The following is a 16,416-nucleotide window of genomic DNA, read 5'->3' as shown; positions in this document are numbered from 1 at the left end:
ACCGCGCGCCCGGTGACCGCCCAACGGATAGGGGCGACCAACTGCGAAGCTCAAACCCCGCCGCGGGTCAGTCGTTCCGGTCCAGTTTGCTGGTTATGAACAATTAAGGTCTGTTCTTCCGCGAGCCCGTATTGAAGTTGGAACGATCAACTCGTGAGGGAATTACCGTCAGGCGCCCGCCAGATGCTCTAAAAGCCTCGGATCGGTCGAGCAGGCTCGGCTAGCGGGCGTTTTCGTTACAGGTCCAAGAATGAAGTTCAGCATCGCCGCCATGGCCGCCGCGGCCACCGTTTCCCTGGCCGCGCCGGCCCACGCCCTGACGGTGATCGCCTCGCCGGTGGATACGCCGCCGCCGGCGGACCAGTTCGTGATCTACGACTTCGACGGCTATGTGGCCCCCGGCTACACCCTGACGCTCAGCGGCGCGGCCGGAACCTTCGACGGGTCGCTGGGCCTGTTCCCCGGCGTGGCGGCCCCGCCGCCCGGCACGACGACCAACTACCTGGCCATCCGGGCGGGGGGCGCGGCCACCCTGGACACGCCGCTGATCAGCGCGGTCAGCGTCTATATCGGCTCGCCCGACGCCTATAACGCCATCCGCTTCATCGGGCTGAACGGCTTCGACGAGACGCTCACCGGCGCGGCCCTGGCGGGTGGCGCGTTCAACGGCGACCAGACCATCGGACGGCGGATGACCTACAATTTCGGGTCCGACCGGGTGACCAAGGTCATCTTCTATTCGACCGGCAATTCCTTCGAGCTCGACAATATCGCCGTGGCCACGGCGGTGCCTGAGCCCGCCACCTGGGCGATGATGATCGTGGGCTTCGGCCTGATGGGCGCCGCGGTCCGCCGCCGGCGCCAGACAGCCTGGCCGGCAGCCTACGCGCACGCCTAGAGCAGAGGCCTGAGCGCGCGCGGCGCCGCGCGCCGGTTGTATCGGCTTTCCCTGCGTTTCCCCCGGGCATAGGCTCGACGCCTCTACGGCTGTTCGGGAGACGGGGCGTGAGGATCGCGCTGGTCTTGAGCATCGCATTGGCGGCCTCGGCGTCCGGCGCCTGGGCCGGCGAGGACCCGCATGCGCGGTTCCGCGCCACCATGGACTCCGTGTTCGGATCGGGGACCTGGCGGGTGACCGGCGGCTATCGCACCCCTGAGCGCGAGAACGAGCTGCGGGCCCAGGGCGCCCTGACCGTGCCGGCTGGGCGGCTGTCGCGCCACTCCATGGGGCGGCCGGGGGCGCCGGGCGCCTATGACGTGGTGGTCGACGGGATGAGCCCGTTCCGCGCGGCGGCCAAGCTGCGAAGGGCCGGCGCGCCGTTCGCCACCATCTTCCCCGAGGGGCGGCACGGGACCCAGGGTCCGCATCTGCATCTCGATCCCCATTCGGGCGGACGGGGCGGCGGCGGGGCCGCGCCGGGCCTGCCCTGGGTGGTGGCCGCGCTCACCCCGGCCCAGGTCGAGGTCAACCGGCTGCACGATCAGGCCATCGATGGGGACGGGGCGGCGCAGCTGGCCCTGGGCGAGGTCTATGCGCAGGGGCGGCTGGCGCGGAAGGACCCGATCGACGCCTATGTCTGGACGGCGCTGGCGGCCTCGAACGACGGGGCCGATGCGGCCGTGCGCGCCCAGGCGGAGCGGACGCTGGCCGCGCTCACCGCGCGGATGACGGCCGCCGACCTCGAGGACGCCCGGCGGTTCGTGGCTCAGGCCGGTTATGGCCCGGTGATCGCCCGGCCGAGCGCCATGCAGGCGGTGCGGGTCGCCGAGACCGGGGCCTTGCGGCTGGTGGTGGCCTCTAGCGCCCCGTGAACACCGGCTTGCGCTTCTCCAGGAAGGCGCGGCGGGCCTCCTGGCCGTCCTCGCTGCGGAAGGCGCGGCCGATATTGGCGACCTCGTAGCGGAGTTGCTGCTCCATGTCGTGGGACTCGTAGGACTTGACCATGCCGCGCTTCAGCAGGCGCAGGGTGATGGGCGACCACTCGCAGAGCTTGGCGCAATATTCGGCCAGCCGAGCGGCGAAGTCGGCGTCGGCCACCGCCTCCCCGGCCATGCCCCACTCGACGGCCTCCTCGCCGGTCAAGGTCCGGTTTTCCATCATGAATCTCATCGCCCGCTCATAACCCATCGCCTGGGGCAAGGTTATGGTCAGGCCGGCGTCGGGCGAGCCGCCGATGCGGGTGTAGCCGGCCATCAGCCGGGCGCTGTGGGCGATGAGGCGGACGTCGGTGGCCATGGCCAGTCCCAGGCCCGCGCCCACCGCCACGCCGTTGATCCCGCCGACCACCGGCTTGTCGCAGCGCTTGCGGATGGCCAGCAGGAACTGGCCGACCCAGCCGATATCGTCCAGCTGGGCGGTCATGGGCGGATAGGGGGAATGGGGCTCGGAGCCGGCCAGGTCGAGGCCGGCGCAGAAGGCGTCGCCCGAGCCGGTGAGCGCCACCACCCAGACCTCGTCGTCCTGGGCCGCCTCGTCCACCGCGGCGATCACCGCCCAGGCGAGCTGCAGGCTGAGCGCGTTCTTCTTCTCCGGCCGGTTGAGGCGGATGGTCCGCACGTGGCCGGCGTCGGAAACCTCTACGAGCTTGGTCATGGCGCGGCGCCCTATTCAGCGGGCAGGATGTTGTCGCCGCGCTTGGCGAGCGTCTTGTCGAACTCCGCCCAAACCCCGCCGTCGCCGTCCCATTTGCCCTTGGTGGCGGCCTTGGAATACTCGGTCGAGCGGGCTTCGAAGAAGTTGGCGTGCTCGACGCCCGAGAGCATCGACTGCAGCCAGGGCAGCGGGTTGGTCTTGGCGCCGTAGACCTCCGGCAGGCCCAGCTGGCGCAGGCGCCAGTCGGCGATGAAGCGGATGTAGTTCTTGATGTCGTCGGGGGTCATGCCCTGGACCTCGCCGGCGCTGAAGGCCAGGTCGATGAACTTGTCCTCCAGGCCCACCACGGTCTTGCAGCAGTCGACGATGTCGTCGGCCACGGACTTGGTCACGCAGCCGGTCTCGGCGTTGAAGGCGTGGTAGAGCTTGATGATCCCCTCGCAGTGCAGGCTCTCGTCGCGCACCGACCACGAGACGATCTGGCCCATGCCCTTCATCTTGTTGTGCCGCGGGAAGTTCATCAGCATGGCGAAGCTGGCGAACAGCTGCAGCCCCTCGGTGAACCCGCCGAACATCGCCAGAGTACGAGCAATATCCGCGTTGGTCTCTACTCCGAATTTTTGCATGTAATCATGCTTATCTCGCATTTCTTGGAACTCGAGGAAGGCCGTGAACTCTGAGTCCGGCATTCCAATAGTTTCAAGAAGCAAAGCGTAGGCGGCGATGTGGATCGTCTCCATGTTGGAGAACGAGGCCAGCATCATCTTCACTTCGGTCGGTTTGAAGACGCGGGAATAGCGCTCCATGTAGTTGTCGTTCACCTCGACGTCCGACTGGGTGAAGAACCGGAAGATCTGAGTGAGGAGGTTGCGCTCCTTGTCGTTGAGCTTCGCGGCCCAATCCTTGAGGTCCTCGCCTAGCGGCACCTCTTCCGGCATCCAATGGACCTGCTGCTGCTTCTTCCAGAAGTCGTAGGCCCACGGATAGCGGAAGGGCTTGTATGCGAACGACGGCGTGAGCAGGCCTGGCAGGGTGGATTTGGCGGTCACGGGCGGACTTTCGAACGGGAGCGGAATCGACGGACGTAGCGTTAACGGGCAAACTCTATCTCTCGATCCACATCCATATCTAGCGGCGAGTTGGCGCAGCTCCCCAAGATGTTGTGAACAAGCCTGGGATAAGCATGTCTGAGCAACTGACCCTGTTCGGAGCCCGGGGCTCCGGCGCGGTGGCCGTGGAGGCGGCGCTGACGGTGATCGGCCAGCCCTATCGGCTGGTCGAGGCCTATACCTGGGACAAGGACCGCCCGGAGAGCGGCGACAAGGTGCTGGCCGCCAACCCCATGCGCCAGGTGCCGGCCCTGGTGCTGCCGGGCGGCGAGGCGATCACCGAGAGCGCGGCGATCCTGACCTGGCTGGCCGAGACCTATCCGGACGCGGGCCTGGCGCCCCGCCCCGGCGCGCCGGGGCGGGCGCAGTTCCTGCGCTGGATGAGCTTCGTCTCCAGCGCCATCTACTCGCTCTACTGGGTGAAGGACGATCCCTCACGGCTGGTCCCCGATCCGGCGGGGCATGAGGCGCTCACCGAGCGGACCCTGGAGCGGATCGCCGAGTGTTGGGGGATCATGGACGGCCAGATCTCGCCCAGCCGCTACATCCTGGGCGACGAGCTCGGCGTGCTGGACCTCTACGTGGCGGTGGTCTCGCGGTTCCGGCCCAGGCGCGAGCGGTTCTATCGCGAAGCGCCGAAGATGGGCGAGGTGGTCAAGCGCGTCGACGAAGATCCACGGCTCAAGGCCCTGTGGGCGTCACGGATGGGGTGAGTCTCTTCCTCCCCTTTATGGGGAGGGCAGACCCCGCAGGGGCCGAGGGTGGGGCTTTCTGAAGCTCTGATGAGGTCGCCGGACTTCCCCACCCGGGCGGCTTCGCCGCCGTCCCTCCCCATAAGGGGGAGGGAAAAGGACTCAGCGCCGCGGCCGGATCGACAGGGAGAAGGCCGCCAGGGTGTCGTCCTTGGTGCTCTGGCCCCAGATGCGGTGCTCGCCCTTCACCTCGCGGTGGATGACGCCGAAGGAGGTCTGCATCATCCCCTTGCGGAAGCCGACGCCCACCTGGGCGTCGCCGACCAGGGTGCTTGAGGGATCGGTGGACCAGCCAGCCCGGTCCCACTCGCCGTCGTTGCGCAGCATGTTGAGCCCCACGGCCCGGCCACTGGCGGCGGCGAACAGATACCAGCGGCCCTGGTCGCCGAAGGCCGCCCCATCCTGGACGCCCAGGTCGCCGAGCTGGGACTTGACCATGTTGTCCCGACGCTGGCCGACGGTAAGGATGGCGCCCGCCCCGGCCTGGCCGCCGGCGTTGGAGACACCGAGCTCGGCATGGGGCGCGAGGCGCAGATCGTATGCGCCGGCCTCGAACTTCACGCCTGGCCAGTCGCGGGTCACGGCGACCTCATAGGCGTCGGCGGCGAAGCGCTGGCGGTCGAGATCCAGCGGGGCGCCTGGAAGCAAGGCGGGCTCGCCGAGCTTGAGCCTCAGCCGGTCGCCCTTGCCCACCGCGATCTCGCGGGTGCGCCAGTCGGCGTCGCTGTCGCGATTCAACAGAGGGGTCAGGCCATCGTCGATGCGGGTCGGGGCTTTGGGCGCGAAGGCCGCCCCCATCAGCTTGTCGACTGTCGCCTTGGGCGCCACGCCATTGGGACCAGCCTCAGCCGCGCCTGCCGCGGCGGTGAAAACACAGGCGATGGCCAACTGAGCCAACAGCCTCATACGCATCCTCCCAGGATCGCGTCCTTGAGCGCACGACCCAGGGAACATCCTTCCACGCTTTAGGAAGGGCGCAAGTGGAAAATCCGTTCCCGGCGCGACATATCGTCTTGAAATAAAAGCAAAAGGCCGCGCGAGACCGTGGGTCCGCGCGGCCTTTGAGCCTGGAATTCGACGTTCGGTGGTCGGGACGTTTCGCATGTGCCCCCCGAGAGCAGCGACGTTCGTCCCGAAGACTATGGCACGACGGTTAGCGCGCAGTGCATGGGTTCTACTAACGGGCGAAAAGCACGTTCTACTGGCAGGCGAGGCACTCGTCGTAGTCCGTGCGTTCGTCGGACATGGTGACCACCGCCGCACCTTCGCCGCCGGCATGGGCCGCCCGCTGCACCGACTTCGAACGCATGTAGTAGAGCGACTTGCAGCCGCGCTCCCAGGCCTGCCAGTGCAGCATGTGCAGGTCCCACTTATCGACATCGCCCGGCAGGAAGATGTTCACCGACTGGGACTGGCAGATGTCGGGCGTGCGGTCGGCGGCCAGCTCGATCACCCAGCGCTGGTCCAGCTCGAAGGCGGTCTTGTAGATGTCCTTGTCGTCCTGGCTGAGGCAGTCGAGATGCTGCACCGAGCCCTCGTTCTCCAGGATCGAGTCCCAGATCTCGGCGGTGTTGTGGCCGGTCTGCTCCAGCAGGCGCTCCAAATAGGGGTTCTTCACCGCGAAGGAGCCCGACAGGGTCTTGTGGGTGTAGATATTGGCCGGGATCGGCTCGATGCCGGCGCTGGTGCCGCCGCAGATGATCGAGATCGAGGCGGTGGGCGCGATGGCCAGCTTGTGGCTGAAACGCTCCATGACGCCGCGCTCGGCGGCGTCCGGGCAGGCGCCGCGCTCGGCGGCCAGGGTGCGGGAGGCCGCGTCGCACTGGCGGCGCAGGTGCTTGAACAGCCGCATGTTCCAGGACTTGGCCAGCGCGCTCTCGAACGGCACGTTTTGCGCTTGCAAGAAGGTGTGGAAGCCCATCAGGCCCAGGCCCACCGAACGCTCGCGGACAGCGGCGTAGACGGCGTTGGCCATCTCGGCCGGCGCGCGCTCGATGAAGTCCTGCAGGACGTTGTCGAGGAAGCGCATGACGTCCTCGATGAAGGTCGGGTGGTCGCGCCACTCCATGAACTTCTCGGCGTTGACCGAGGAGAGGCAGCAGACGGCGGTCCGCTCCTTGCCCAGGTGGTCGGTCCCGGTGTGGAGCATGATCTCCGAGCACAGGTTGGACTGGCGCACCGAAAGGCCGAGCTCGCGCTGATGCTGCGGCATGGCGCGGTTCACGGTGTCGGAGAAGATCAGGTAGGGCTCGCCGGTCTGCAGGCGGATCTCGAGGATCTTCTGCCAGAGCGACCGGGCGTCGACCTCGCGGATGATCTCCTTGGTCTTGGGCGAGCGCAGGCCGAACATGGCGCCCTCGCGGACCGCTTCCATGAACTCGTCGCTGATCGAGATGCCGTGGTGCAGGTTGAGGGACTTGCGGTTGAAGTCGCCCGACGGCTTGCGGATCTCGAGGAACTCCTCGATCTCCGGATGATGGATGTCGAGATAGACCGCCGCCGAGCCGCGGCGCAGGGAGCCCTGCGAAATGGCCAGCGTCAGGCTATCCATAACGCGGATGAAGGGGATGATGCCGCTGGTCTGGCCCGCGCCCTTCACCTTTTCGCCGATGGAGCGCACGCCGCCCCAATAGGTGCCGATGCCGCCGCCGTTGGAGGCGAGCGCCACGTTCTCGTTCCAGACGCTCTGGATGCCGTCCAGCGAATCGCCCACGGCGTTCAGGAAGCAGGAGATCGGCAGGCCGCGGCCAGCGCCGCCATTGGACAGGACGGGGGTGGCCGGCATGAACCAGAGGTTGGAGATGTAGTCATAGACGCGCTGGGCGTGGTCGGCGTCGTCGGCATAGGCGGTGGCCACCCGGGCGAACATGTCCTGGTAGCTCTCGCCGGCCAAGAGGTAGCGGTCCTCCAGCGTGGTCTTGCCGAAATCGGTCAGCAGGGCGTCGCGCGAGCGGTCGACCTCGACCTTGCGGACCAGCTGGAGCTGCGGTCGCTCGGATCGCTCGGCGGCGACCTGGGTCGCGTCCGAAACCGTCCGAATTGCCGCTTCGCTGCTGCTCATGACCCAAAACCCATAACTATCAGGCGCTTCGAGCCCCCCGCCCGTCGTCGCCTACCGGAACTATATCTAGTGGGTGCCCCACCCGGATACGCATCATATGGGGCATCAAGCCTAATGACTCGTCAACGGGGTCGCGGGGTTGTCCCCGAGTGTTTTTCGCTAACAAAAGGTTAACGCGCTTCGCCGGGGATTGAAGCGCCTTGGTTTTTCAACGGGCGGTTCGGCGGCGCCCTCACGCGCATGTGACAATGGGCCTCGCCCTAGGCGCGAACTGTTCGCACTTGCTTCTCTCGGGGTACGTGCCTATCCAGCACGCCGTCACTGGGGAGTAGCCGCCCGTAGCTCCAGCGGGGGGTGCGTCAACAAACTTGCGAAAGGTCCTTGGACCCGCCGCATGGCGCATCCGGCAGATTTGCTTGGCGAGACTTTTGGCTTTCGTGCGTCGATCCATGCGGGGTCGCCGGCGCGGAAGGCCATTGGTTCGCCTCGACCCCGCCCGGATGACCCGCCTCGATGGAAGCCTTCCTCGTCTCCACCGGCCTCGTGGCCATCGCCGAGATCGGCGACAAGACCCAGCTCCTGGCCATGCTGCTGGCGGCCCGGTTCCGCCGGCCCGCGCCGATCATCCTGGGCATACTGATCGCCACCCTGGCCAACCACGCCCTGGCCGCCCTGGTGGGGGTGGCGGCGGGACAGTTCCTGCAGGGGCCGTGGATGAGATGGCTGCTGGGCGGGGCCTTCCTGGCCTTCGCCGCCTGGGCCCTGATCCCCGACACGTTCGAGGACAAGGACGCCCCGCGCGAGAAGGCCGGCGCCTCGATCTTCCTCACCACCCTGGTCGCCTTCTTCCTGGTGGAGATGGGCGACAAGACCCAGGTGGCCACCGTGGCGCTGGCGGCCAGGTTCCACCAGGTTCTGTGGGTGGCGGCCGGCACCACGCTCGGCATGATGATCGCCAACGTCCCGGCGGTCTATCTGGGCGAGGCGGCTGCGGGGCGGCTGCCGCTCAGATACATCCGCTGGGCTGCGGCGGCGTGCTTCGCGGCGGTCGGGGTCTGGGTGCTGGTCCGGGGGTAGGTCGAGGCGCTGGCGTGGACCGCGGCGAGGTCGCTTTTGCGCCAGAACCGGAGATTGGCTTCACGGACGAAAACTGACAATTCTCGACCGATTGAAACCGAGCTCATTTTCCAAGGAACATCCATGCAGTTTGACGACGTTATCCTCGGTCGCCGGAGCATCCGCGGCTACAAGCCCGATCCCGTTCCCAGGGCGCTGATTGAGGAAATCATCGGCTTGGCGATGCGGGCTCCGTCGTCGATGAACACCCAGCCCTGGAATTTCTACATCATCACGGGCGAACCGCTGGATCGGATCCGCGCCGGCAATACCGAGCGAATGGTGTCGGGCGTACCGCAATCGCGAGAGTTCCGCACAGGGCAGGCCTTTGCGGGTCCGCACCGCGACAGGCAGGTCGGCGTCGCCAAGCAATTGTTCTCCGCGATGGGGATCGCGCGCGATGACAAGGAAATGCGCCAGGACTGGGTGCTGCGCGGCTTCCGTCAGTTCGACGCGCCCGTCTGCGTGATCGTGACCTACGACCGTGTGCTGGACGGCAGCGACGACACGCCCTTCGATTGCGGCGCCGTGACGACGGCCCTGGTCAATGCCGCATGGTCTCGGGGGCTGGGAGCGGTGATCAACAGCCAGGGCATCATGCAGTCACCGGTGGTTCGGGAGCACGCCGGCATCGCCGACGATCAGGTCATCATGAAAAGTATCGCGCTGGGCTGGCCGGATGAAAGCTTCCCGGCGAACGCGGTCGTGTCCGAACGCAAGGCGGTGGCCGAGGCTACGGTGTTCGTCGGTTTCGGCGACTAGGCCAGCCCCATCGCGTTAGCCGCCGGCCGCATCCACGACGATGGTGACCGTCTTGCCCCGGGACAGCGGCTCCCATCCCGCCACGATGGCGGATGCGATGGCTGTCGCCACGAGTTCCGGCGCGATCTGCGAGGCGTGTAGGTGCGGCGCGCCGTATTTGGGCTGCGGGCCCGGTGGAAACTCCAGCACGGCTTCGCGCTGCCCCTCCTTGTGACGCGCGGCGATCGCCATGCCGCGCCATCCCGCGGTGTCGCTGGACCACTGGGGCTGGCGCTGAAGCCGCCAGACATAAGGCTCCCCGTCGACCTCGATCTCAAATTCAGGGCTTTGCTTGGTTCGTGCCATCTGAGGGAGTTAGCCGGTCAAGCGCGTGCAAGCCACCCCGCTCGCGGGCCGGGGCCGGGGCCTGGGCTGGCGCGCCGGTCTCCAGCCAAGCCGCGTCGGTCATTGCCGCCCCGAACCTTCACGTTCGCGGCCTGCACGGCACATCGAACACCAGCAGCCCCGCCGCCTCCAAGGGCAACTGCGCCGCCACCTCGCCCGCCGGGTTCAGCACCGCCGTCGGCCCCCAGGAGATCCGCCCGGCGCGCTCGCCGGTGACGTCGGACGAGACCAGCCAAAGGCCGGTCTCGCGGCAGCGGTCGCCGCGGGCGGCGTTGTGGACGTGCTTGAACGCCTCCGAGGTCTCGCGCCGATGCATGTTGTTGGCGGGGCAGACGATCAGCGAGGCGCCGCCGTCGGCGACCTTGCGCGCCGCCTGCGGGAAGTTGGTGTCGTAGCAGATGTTGATCCCGAACTTCAGGCCGGCGACCTCGAAGACGGGGCTCTCGGTTCCCGGATCGAAGATCGACTCGCCCCCCAGCAGGTGCGTCTTGCGATAGCGGCCGACGAGGGCGCCGCGATCCACCACCACGGCGGTGTTGAACAGCCGACCGTCCTCGACCTCGATCAGCCCGACGACCAGCATGGGTCCGGTTTTCGGGAACCGGTCCAGCACCGCGGCGAAGGCGGGCGAGGCGAGGTCCAGGGCGTGTCGGCGCGCAGGCGCTTCCTCGGTCAGGTAGCCCTGCAGGAAACCTTCCGGAAAACACAGCAGGGCCGCGCCTTCGGCTTCCGCGCGGGCGGCGACATCGGCCAGGCAGGCCAGCGCGGCCTCGAGGTCTTCTCGGTATTCGGCGGTCTGGGCCGCGGCGATCCTGACCGGGCGGCTGGGCAACGGCTCTCTACGCTCCGGCCAGCGCCTGCTCGACCCACTGGACGATGGCCGTGGTCGGCATGGCGCCGGAGAGGCGTGCGATCTCGCGGCCCTTGGCGATCATGATCATGCACGGGATGCCACGGATGCCGTAGCGGCCGGCGATGACGGGCTCGGCTTCGGTGTCCAGCTTGGCCATGCGGACGCGGGGCTCCAGCCGCGCCGCGGCGGCCTCGAAGTTGGGGCCCATCATCCGGCAGGGACCGCACCAGGCCGCCCAGAAGTCGATCACCACCGGCAGATCGCTCTTCAGCGTGTGCCGGTCGAAATTCGCCGCGGTCAGGACGACCGGCTTGCCCTGAAAAAGCGGGTCGTGGCAGCGGCCGCACCTGGGATCCTGAGTCAGCTTGCGGCGCGGGATCCGGTTGAGCGAGCCATCGGTCGGGCAGGCGACGACCACCATGTCCGTGGCGGCGGCGTCGGCGGTGGTGTCGGACATTGCGGCCTCCTGCTTCCTGGCATTACGCCTGCCGATGGCGATCTGTTCCTAGCGCCACGCGAACACCGGCTGTTCGAGGTCGGCGACGCGGGTGACGCGGCCGGCGACCAGTTCGCGGAACTGGTAGACCAGGGCCGCCGTCGGGGCGTGGATGTGATGCCCGCCCATGCGCAGGCGGATCACCGGGCGCGGGCTTTCCGGGATGGTCTCGAACGCCACCGCCTCGTCGGCGTGGATATGGTCGAGCCGGATGCGGTGGACCGAGGCGACCTCGTGCGGGTTCGGGCGCAGGGCGGCGGCGTCGTCCAGCCAGGCGACGACCGGGGTGATCGCGTAGCCCGAGCGGGTCGGGTAGTCGTCGAGCACCCCCAGGATGTCGGTCGGCGGCAGGCTCAGGCCCAGTTCCTCCTGGAGCTCGCGCAGGGCGGCCTGCTCCAGGGTCTCGCCGGGATCGCAACGGCCGCCCGGCAGCGCCCACTGGCCCGCATGGGCGCGCATGGCGGCCGCCCGCCGGGTCAGCAGGAAGGCCGCCTCGCCCGAGCCGTCGTCGGCCTCGACCAGGGTGATCGCCACGGCGGCGTGCTTCAGCGCCGGGCCCTCATAGGCGATCCGGGGGAAGGCCAGGCAGCTCGCGGACAGGGCCTCGCGCAGGGCGGTGGAGAACGGATAGCTCATCGCCTCTGAGCTACGCCTTGCGCGGCGGGTCGGGAAGCCCGGACGTGAGCCGGGCCTAGGCCTTGAAGAAGGCCAGCAGGTCCTGGTTGATGATGTCGGCATGGGTCGTGGCCATGCCGTGCGGCAGGCCCTTATAGACCTTCAGCTCGCCCTTCTTGAGCAGCTTGATCCCCAGCAGGGCCGAGTCGGCGATCGGCACGATCTGGTCGTCGTCGCCGTGCATGAGCAGGACCGGCACGTCGATCTTCTTCAGGTCCTCGGTGAAGTCGGTCTCCGAGAAGGCCTTGATGCAGTCGTAGTGGGCCTTGGCGCCGCCCATCATCCCCTGGCGCCACCAGTTGTCGATCAGGCCCTGGGAGACCTGCGCGCCGGGACGGTTGAAGCCGAAGAACGGGCCGGCCGGGACGTCGCGGAAGAACTGGGCGCGGTTGGCGGCCAAGGCGGCGCGGAACCCGTCGAACACCTCGATCGGCAGGCCGCCCGGATTGGCCGGGGTCTTGAGCATGATCGGCGGCACCGCGCCGATCAGCACCGCCTTGGCGATGCGGCCGCCGCCGCCGTACTGGGCGACATAGCGGGCCACCTCGCCGCCGCCGGTCGAGTGGCCGACATGGATGGCGTCTTTCAGGTTCAGGTGGGCGGCCAGGGCGGCGACATCGGCGGCGTAGGTGTCCATCTCATTGCCGGTGTCCGTCTGGCTCGAGCGGCCGTGGCCGCGACGGTCGTGGGCGATGACCCGATAGCCCTGCGACAGGAAGAACAGCATCTGGGCGTCCCAGTCGTCGCTGCTCAGCGGCCAGCCGTGGTGGAAGACGATCGGCTGACCCGCGCCCCAGTCCTTGTAGAAGATCTGGGCGCCGTCCTTGGTGGTGATCGTGCTGCTGCTCATGGTCTTGCCTCCTGGGTTGGATTGGCCGGCGCGGCAGGGCCGCCGCCGCGGCGAGGCCCAGGCTCGTCGATTTCGCGAGTTGGGCGACGCTACGTCAATCTTGAATTCGGCCAATCTGGGGTGTCTGCTCGACAGGCTAAACCCTGGAGCGCCCCGATGAGCCTCGAGACCCTGGACCCCGTGAGCGACCTGGACTTCGACCCGGACGCCCTGCGCGAACGCTATCGCCAGGAGCGCGACCGGCGCCTGCGGCCAGACGCCAACGCCCAGTATGTCGAGGTGGCCCAGGACTTCCGGCACTATGTGGACGACCCCTATGTGGCGCCGGGCTTCACCCGCGCGGCCCTGACCGACAGCGTCGACGTGGCGATCATCGGCGGCGGCTTCGGCGGCCTGCTGGCCGCGGCGCGGCTGCGCGAGGCCGGGGTGAAGGACATCCGCATCATCGAGAAGGGCGGCGACTTCGGGGGCACCTGGTACTGGAATCGCTATCCCGGCGCCCAGTGCGACATCGAGAGCTATATCTACCTGCCGCTGCTGGAGGAGACCGGCTACCTCCCCAAGGAGAAGTACAGCTTCGCAAACGAGATCCGCGCCCATGCGCGGCGGATCGGCGAGCACTTCGGCCTCTACGACCTGGCCTGTTTCCAGACCGAGATCGAGGAACTGCGCTGGCTGGAGGATGAGGCGCGCTGGCTGGTGACCACCAACCGCGGCGACGCCATGAAGGCCCGCTTCGTCGTGACCTCCTCAGGCCCGCTGAACCGACCGAAACTCCCGGGCATCCCGGGCATCGAGACCTTCAAGGGGCATTCGTTCCACACCAGCCGCTGGGACTACGCCTATACGGGCGGCTCGTCGGAAGGCGACCTCACCAAGCTGGCCGACAAGCGGGTGGCGATCATCGGCACCGGGGCGACGGCGATCCAGTGCGTGCCGCACCTGGGCGCCCACGCCAGGCAGCTCTACGTTTTCCAGCGCACCCCCTCGTCCGTCGACCTGCGCGGCAACAGGCCCACCGACCCAGCCTGGGCCGCGTCGCTGACGCCGGGCTGGCAGAAGCGCCGGATGGAGAACTTCAACACCCTGGTCGCCGGCGGCCACCAGGACGAGGACCTGGTCTCCGACGGCTGGACCGACATCATCCGCAACCTGGGGGCCGGCGTCGCGGCGCGGGCGGCGGCCGGCGGCCTCGACCCGCAGGAGCTGGGCGCCATGATGGAGCTCAGCGACTTCCGCAAGATGAACCAGGTCCGCGCCCGGGTGGACGCCCTGGTCAAGGACCCGGACACCGCCGAGAAGCTGAAGCCCTGGTACCGGCAGTTCTGCAAGCGGCCGACCTTCAACGACGACTACCTGCCGACCTTCAACCGGCCCAACGTCACCCTGGTGGACACCCTGGGCCGCGGCGTCGACCGGGTCACCGAGACCGGCCTGGTGTTCGACGGGGCGGAGTATCCGGTCGACTGCATCATCTTCGCCACCGGCTTCGAGGTGGGCACCGCCTATACCCGCCGCGCCGGGTTCGAAGTCTACGGAACCGGCGGCGCCAAGTTGAGCGACCACTGGGCCAAGGGGATGAAAACCCTGCATGGCTTCTACAGCCACGGCTTCCCCAACTGCTTCCACCTGGGGATCACCCAGAACACGCTCACCCCGAACTTCCCGCACATGCTGGAGGAGCAGGCGAGCCATGTGGCCGAGGTGGTCCGCCAGGCCAACCTGCGCCAGGCCCAGGCCGTGGAGCCAAGCGCGGAGGCGGAGGCCGAGTGGTGCGAGACCATCGTCAAGATGGCGCTCAACAACATCCAATTCCGCCAGGACTGCACGCCCGGCTACTACAACGGCGAGGGCAAGGCCGGCAAAGGGGAGGGCCTGTTCGACAACCTCTACGGCCCGGGCTCGGACGCCTTCTTCGCCCTGGTCCGCGACTGGCGCGCGGCGGGGAACCTGACGGGGCTGGAGCTGCGCTAGCGAGTCTGACAGGCTTGGCCGATGGCCGACCTGATCTTCGCCGACGCCGAACTCGCCGCCCTCTATGACGGGATGAACCCGGGGCGGGACGACGTCGACTTCTACATGCCGATGGTCATGGCGGCCGGCTCCGTGCTCGACGTCGGCTGCGGCACGGGCGCCATGCTGCACGACGCCCGCAAGGCCGGCCACCGCGGGCGGCTTTGCGGACTCGATCCCGCGCCGGGAATGCTGGCCCAGGCGCGGCGGCGAACCGACATCGAATGGGTCCTGGGCGACCTCTCATCGGCCGCCTGGGCCGCCGAGTTCGACCTCGTCGTCATGACCGGCCACGCCTTCCAGGTGTTCGTCGAGGACGAGGAGCTGCGGAGCGCCCTGGCCGCCATCCGAGCGGCCCTGAGCGATCACGGCCGCTTCGCCTTTGAAACCCGCAATCCGCTGGTCCGGGCATGGGAGGCCTGGGACAGTGAGGAACGTCCCGCCGCGGATGGTCCGGACGGGGCCAAGGTGAGGATGTCGCGGCAAGTGACCGCGCCCTTCGACGGCCGGGTGGTGTCGTTCACCCACACCTTCCGGAGCGAGGCCTGGGACCGGCCACGGGTCAGCCACAGCACCTTGCGGTTCCTGGGCAAGGCGGAACTCGACGCCGCCCTCGCCGAGGCCGGCCTGGCGGTCGAGGCCCAATTCGGCGACTGGGACCGCAGCCCGTTCACCGACGCCAGTCCGGAGATCATCACCATCGCTCGCTCCGCCTGACGGCCCCACCGTCTGGCTCAGGGGTCGGTCGTCGTCCGTACGCGGGCCTCGACCGCGCTCAGCCCCGTCGCGACGTCGGGGGCCTGTTCCAGCATGGCGTGGAGCGCCCGCAACTCGCGGGTGTCGATGCGGCGCCTGGCGCTGGGGAGGGTCCATTCGAAGCCGATGCGGCGGCCCAGGGCGCAGGCGCGGGCGGCGATCTGCGGGCGCTGCGCCGCGGGGGTACGGTCCGTCAGGGTGCGGACGACGTCGTTCCAATAGGGCCGCCCGCCGCGGCAGCGCAGGGGGAGGTCCCTGCACTCCCCGGTCCAGAAGCGGCGATACCAGAGCGGCTGGAGCTGGTCCACGAAGGCGGGCGGGGCGTCGGCGGGGCACGGGTGGCCCACATAGGCCTGACCCCAGGCGGGCGGCGCCACGAGGCAGAGGAGCAGCACGCCTGGCAGGCTTCGGATCATCCGCCGTTCGTCCTGGCCATCATTCCGGCGATCTCCTTCAACAGCTTGGCCGCCACTACCGCGGTCAGGTCGGAGATGTCGCAGCGGGGATTGTACTCGACGATGTCGGCCCCCGCGAAAGGCGCCCTCACAAAGCAGAAGAGCCCGACCTTGCGGCCGGGCTCCCTGTCGTTTCGTCGTCTTGGATCGAGATCTTAGAAGTTGATGTCGATCGTCGAACGGCGGTTCAGCGGTTCCTTGACGCCGTCGCCGGTCGGAACGGCGAGTTGGGTCTCACCCTTCCAATCGACTTGCAGCTTGTCTTGGCCGAGGCCCAGACCAACCAGCGCGTCGGCGACGGCCTTGGCGCGGCGTTCCGACAGGCGGGCGTTGTAGGCGTCCGAGCCCGAGGAGTCGGTGTGGCCGACCACGATGACGCGGGTGGCGTTACCGGCCGAGGCGTAGCTCGCGGCTTCCTGGACCACCGTCTGGGCTTCCGGCGTCAGGACGTACTGATCGAACGGGAAGTAGACGATGAACTGCTTGGCCTCATACGCCGGCGGAGGCGGCGGGGGAGGCGGCGGCGGGGGAGGCGGCGGGG

Annotated in this window: 19 protein-coding genes and 1 riboswitch; of the genes, 7 read left to right on the top strand and 12 right to left on the bottom strand. The window is 68.3% G+C overall.

The features are described from left to right. The first annotated feature begins 250 nt into the window (after window positions 1-250). Entirely contained in the window at window positions 251-898 is a 648-nt protein-coding gene (locus V6M51_RS18860) for a PEPxxWA-CTERM sorting domain-containing protein (protein WP_332769656.1), read from the top strand. Between the two features lie 107 nt (window positions 899-1,005). Further along, on the top strand, window positions 1,006-1,812 hold the full coding sequence (locus V6M51_RS18855; RefSeq protein WP_332769654.1) for a hypothetical protein: 807 nt from the start codon (window positions 1,006-1,008) through the stop codon (window positions 1,810-1,812). Here V6M51_RS18855 and V6M51_RS18850 read toward each other — a convergent pair. Together V6M51_RS18850 and V6M51_RS18845 are read right to left on the bottom strand one after the other, a co-directional pair. Then, a complete protein-coding gene (locus V6M51_RS18850; protein WP_332769652.1) occupies window positions 1,799-2,593 on the bottom strand; it encodes an enoyl-CoA hydratase/isomerase family protein in 795 nt (264 codons plus the stop codon). The genes V6M51_RS18855 and V6M51_RS18850 overlap by 14 nt on opposite strands. Before the next feature lie 11 nt (window positions 2,594-2,604). Then, on the bottom strand, window positions 2,605-3,642 hold the full coding sequence (locus tag V6M51_RS18845; RefSeq protein WP_332769651.1) for a ribonucleotide-diphosphate reductase subunit beta: 1,038 nt from the start codon (window positions 3,640-3,642) through the stop codon (window positions 2,605-2,607). A gap of 134 nt (window positions 3,643-3,776) precedes the next feature. Here V6M51_RS18845 and V6M51_RS18840 point away from each other — a divergent pair, with 134 nt between their 5' ends. Next, window positions 3,777-4,415 (top strand): glutathione S-transferase family protein, encoded by a 639-nt coding sequence (locus V6M51_RS18840; protein ID WP_332769649.1) that lies wholly within the window; start codon window positions 3,777-3,779, stop codon window positions 4,413-4,415. 141 nt (window positions 4,416-4,556) lie between these two features. On the opposite strand, the gene V6M51_RS18835 is transcribed toward V6M51_RS18840, so the two are convergent. Together V6M51_RS18835 and V6M51_RS18830 are read right to left on the bottom strand one after the other, a co-directional pair. Further along, window positions 4,557-5,360, bottom strand: coding sequence for a lipid A-modifier LpxR family protein (locus V6M51_RS18835; protein ID WP_332769647.1), 804 nt, complete (start codon window positions 5,358-5,360; stop codon window positions 4,557-4,559). 292 nt (window positions 5,361-5,652) lie between these two features. After that, window positions 5,653-7,515 carry a ribonucleoside-diphosphate reductase subunit alpha gene (locus V6M51_RS18830; RefSeq protein ID WP_332769645.1) on the bottom strand — a complete coding sequence of 621 codons (1,863 nt, stop codon included), beginning with the start codon at window positions 7,513-7,515 and terminating at the stop codon, window positions 5,653-5,655. Between the two features lie 311 nt (window positions 7,516-7,826). Beyond that, window positions 7,827-8,011, top strand: a riboswitch (yybP-ykoY riboswitch). Window positions 8,012-8,028: 17 nt separating this feature from the next. Here V6M51_RS18830 and V6M51_RS18825 point away from each other — a divergent pair. Together V6M51_RS18825 and V6M51_RS18820 are read left to right on the top strand one after the other, a co-directional pair. Then, window positions 8,029-8,592 (top strand): TMEM165/GDT1 family protein, encoded by a 564-nt coding sequence (locus V6M51_RS18825; protein ID WP_332769643.1) that lies wholly within the window; start codon window positions 8,029-8,031, stop codon window positions 8,590-8,592. A gap of 123 nt (window positions 8,593-8,715) precedes the next feature. Next, window positions 8,716-9,393 (top strand): nitroreductase, encoded by a 678-nt coding sequence (locus tag V6M51_RS18820; RefSeq protein ID WP_254834781.1) that lies wholly within the window; start codon window positions 8,716-8,718, stop codon window positions 9,391-9,393. A 15-nt stretch (window positions 9,394-9,408) separates the two neighbouring features. On the opposite strand, the gene V6M51_RS18815 is transcribed toward V6M51_RS18820, so the two are convergent. From V6M51_RS18815 to V6M51_RS18795, 5 genes are all read right to left on the bottom strand, one after another. After that, window positions 9,409-9,738: a hypothetical protein gene (locus V6M51_RS18815; protein WP_332769639.1), complete on the bottom strand. Its 330-nt coding sequence runs from the start codon at window positions 9,736-9,738 to the stop codon at window positions 9,409-9,411. Window positions 9,739-9,856: 118 nt separating this feature from the next. After that, entirely contained in the window at window positions 9,857-10,609 is a 753-nt protein-coding gene (locus V6M51_RS18810; RefSeq protein ID WP_332769637.1) for a carbon-nitrogen hydrolase family protein, read from the bottom strand. 7 nt (window positions 10,610-10,616) lie between these two features. Then, the gene (trxC, locus tag V6M51_RS18805; RefSeq protein ID WP_332769635.1) at window positions 10,617-11,087 is read right to left on the bottom strand and encodes a thioredoxin TrxC; all 471 of its coding nucleotides are present in this window, start codon (window positions 11,085-11,087) and stop codon (window positions 10,617-10,619) included. 48 nt (window positions 11,088-11,135) lie between these two features. After that, entirely contained in the window at window positions 11,136-11,762 is a 627-nt protein-coding gene (locus V6M51_RS18800) for an NUDIX hydrolase (RefSeq protein WP_332769633.1), read from the bottom strand. A gap of 55 nt (window positions 11,763-11,817) precedes the next feature. Further along, complete coding sequence (locus V6M51_RS18795) at window positions 11,818-12,651, bottom strand: alpha/beta fold hydrolase (protein ID WP_332769631.1); 834 nt, start codon at window positions 12,649-12,651, stop codon at window positions 11,818-11,820. Window positions 12,652-12,807: 156 nt separating this feature from the next. On the opposite strand from V6M51_RS18795, the gene V6M51_RS18790 reads away from it, so the two are divergent. Next, window positions 12,808-14,625 (top strand): flavin-containing monooxygenase, encoded by a 1,818-nt coding sequence (locus V6M51_RS18790; protein WP_332769629.1) that lies wholly within the window; start codon window positions 12,808-12,810, stop codon window positions 14,623-14,625. A gap of 21 nt (window positions 14,626-14,646) precedes the next feature. Next, window positions 14,647-15,381: a class I SAM-dependent DNA methyltransferase gene (locus tag V6M51_RS18785; RefSeq protein ID WP_332769627.1), complete on the top strand. Its 735-nt coding sequence runs from the start codon at window positions 14,647-14,649 to the stop codon at window positions 15,379-15,381. A gap of 17 nt (window positions 15,382-15,398) precedes the next feature. On the opposite strand, the gene V6M51_RS18780 is transcribed toward V6M51_RS18785, so the two are convergent. The 3 genes from V6M51_RS18780 to V6M51_RS18770 form a co-directional block, all read right to left on the bottom strand. Continuing rightward, window positions 15,399-15,836: a hypothetical protein gene (locus V6M51_RS18780; protein WP_332769625.1), complete on the bottom strand. Its 438-nt coding sequence runs from the start codon at window positions 15,834-15,836 to the stop codon at window positions 15,399-15,401. Continuing rightward, window positions 15,833-15,967 carry an arginase family protein gene (locus tag V6M51_RS18775; RefSeq protein WP_332769623.1) on the bottom strand — a complete coding sequence of 45 codons (135 nt, stop codon included), beginning with the start codon at window positions 15,965-15,967 and terminating at the stop codon, window positions 15,833-15,835. The genes V6M51_RS18780 and V6M51_RS18775 overlap by 4 nt, the downstream gene beginning before the upstream one ends. Before the next feature lie 63 nt (window positions 15,968-16,030). Then, window positions 16,031-16,416, bottom strand: a 386-nt coding sequence (locus tag V6M51_RS18770) for an OmpA family protein (RefSeq protein WP_332769621.1), incomplete at its 5' end; no start/stop codon positions are given.

The sequence above is a fragment of the Phenylobacterium sp. genome (genome assembly GCF_036677185.1).
In the GTDB taxonomy this organism is placed as follows: Bacteria; Pseudomonadota; Alphaproteobacteria; order Caulobacterales; family Caulobacteraceae; genus Phenylobacterium.
This window is presented reverse-complemented; position numbering and strand designations above follow the sequence as displayed.

What these genes read in the sequence shown, in the direction of transcription:
- V6M51_RS18815 (WP_332769639.1), bottom strand. Translation starts at nt 9,738, where the DNA reads ATGGCACGAACCAAGCAAAGCCCTGAATTTGAGATCGAGGTCGACGGG.
- trxC (WP_332769635.1), bottom strand. Translation starts at nt 11,087, where the DNA reads ATGTCCGACACCACCGCCGACGCCGCCGCCACGGACATGGTGGTCGTC.
- V6M51_RS18840 (WP_332769649.1), top strand. Translation starts at nt 3,777, where the DNA reads ATGTCTGAGCAACTGACCCTGTTCGGAGCCCGGGGCTCCGGCGCGGTG.
- V6M51_RS18830 (WP_332769645.1), bottom strand. Translation starts at nt 7,515, where the DNA reads ATGAGCAGCAGCGAAGCGGCAATTCGGACGGTTTCGGACGCGACCCAG.
- V6M51_RS18820 (WP_254834781.1), top strand. Translation starts at nt 8,716, where the DNA reads ATGCAGTTTGACGACGTTATCCTCGGTCGCCGGAGCATCCGCGGCTAC.
- V6M51_RS18835 (WP_332769647.1), bottom strand. Translation starts at nt 5,360, where the DNA reads ATGAGGCTGTTGGCTCAGTTGGCCATCGCCTGTGTTTTCACCGCCGCG.
- V6M51_RS18850 (WP_332769652.1), bottom strand. Translation starts at nt 2,593, where the DNA reads ATGACCAAGCTCGTAGAGGTTTCCGACGCCGGCCACGTGCGGACCATC.
- V6M51_RS18825 (WP_332769643.1), top strand. Translation starts at nt 8,029, where the DNA reads ATGGAAGCCTTCCTCGTCTCCACCGGCCTCGTGGCCATCGCCGAGATC.
- V6M51_RS18780 (WP_332769625.1), bottom strand. Translation starts at nt 15,836, where the DNA reads ATGATCCGAAGCCTGCCAGGCGTGCTGCTCCTCTGCCTCGTGGCGCCG.
- V6M51_RS18785 (WP_332769627.1), top strand. Translation starts at nt 14,647, where the DNA reads ATGGCCGACCTGATCTTCGCCGACGCCGAACTCGCCGCCCTCTATGAC.
- V6M51_RS18800 (WP_332769633.1), bottom strand. Translation starts at nt 11,762, where the DNA reads ATGAGCTATCCGTTCTCCACCGCCCTGCGCGAGGCCCTGTCCGCGAGC.
- V6M51_RS18790 (WP_332769629.1), top strand. Translation starts at nt 12,808, where the DNA reads ATGAGCCTCGAGACCCTGGACCCCGTGAGCGACCTGGACTTCGACCCG.
- V6M51_RS18795 (WP_332769631.1), bottom strand. Translation starts at nt 12,651, where the DNA reads ATGAGCAGCAGCACGATCACCACCAAGGACGGCGCCCAGATCTTCTAC.
- V6M51_RS18860 (WP_332769656.1), top strand. Translation starts at nt 251, where the DNA reads ATGAAGTTCAGCATCGCCGCCATGGCCGCCGCGGCCACCGTTTCCCTG.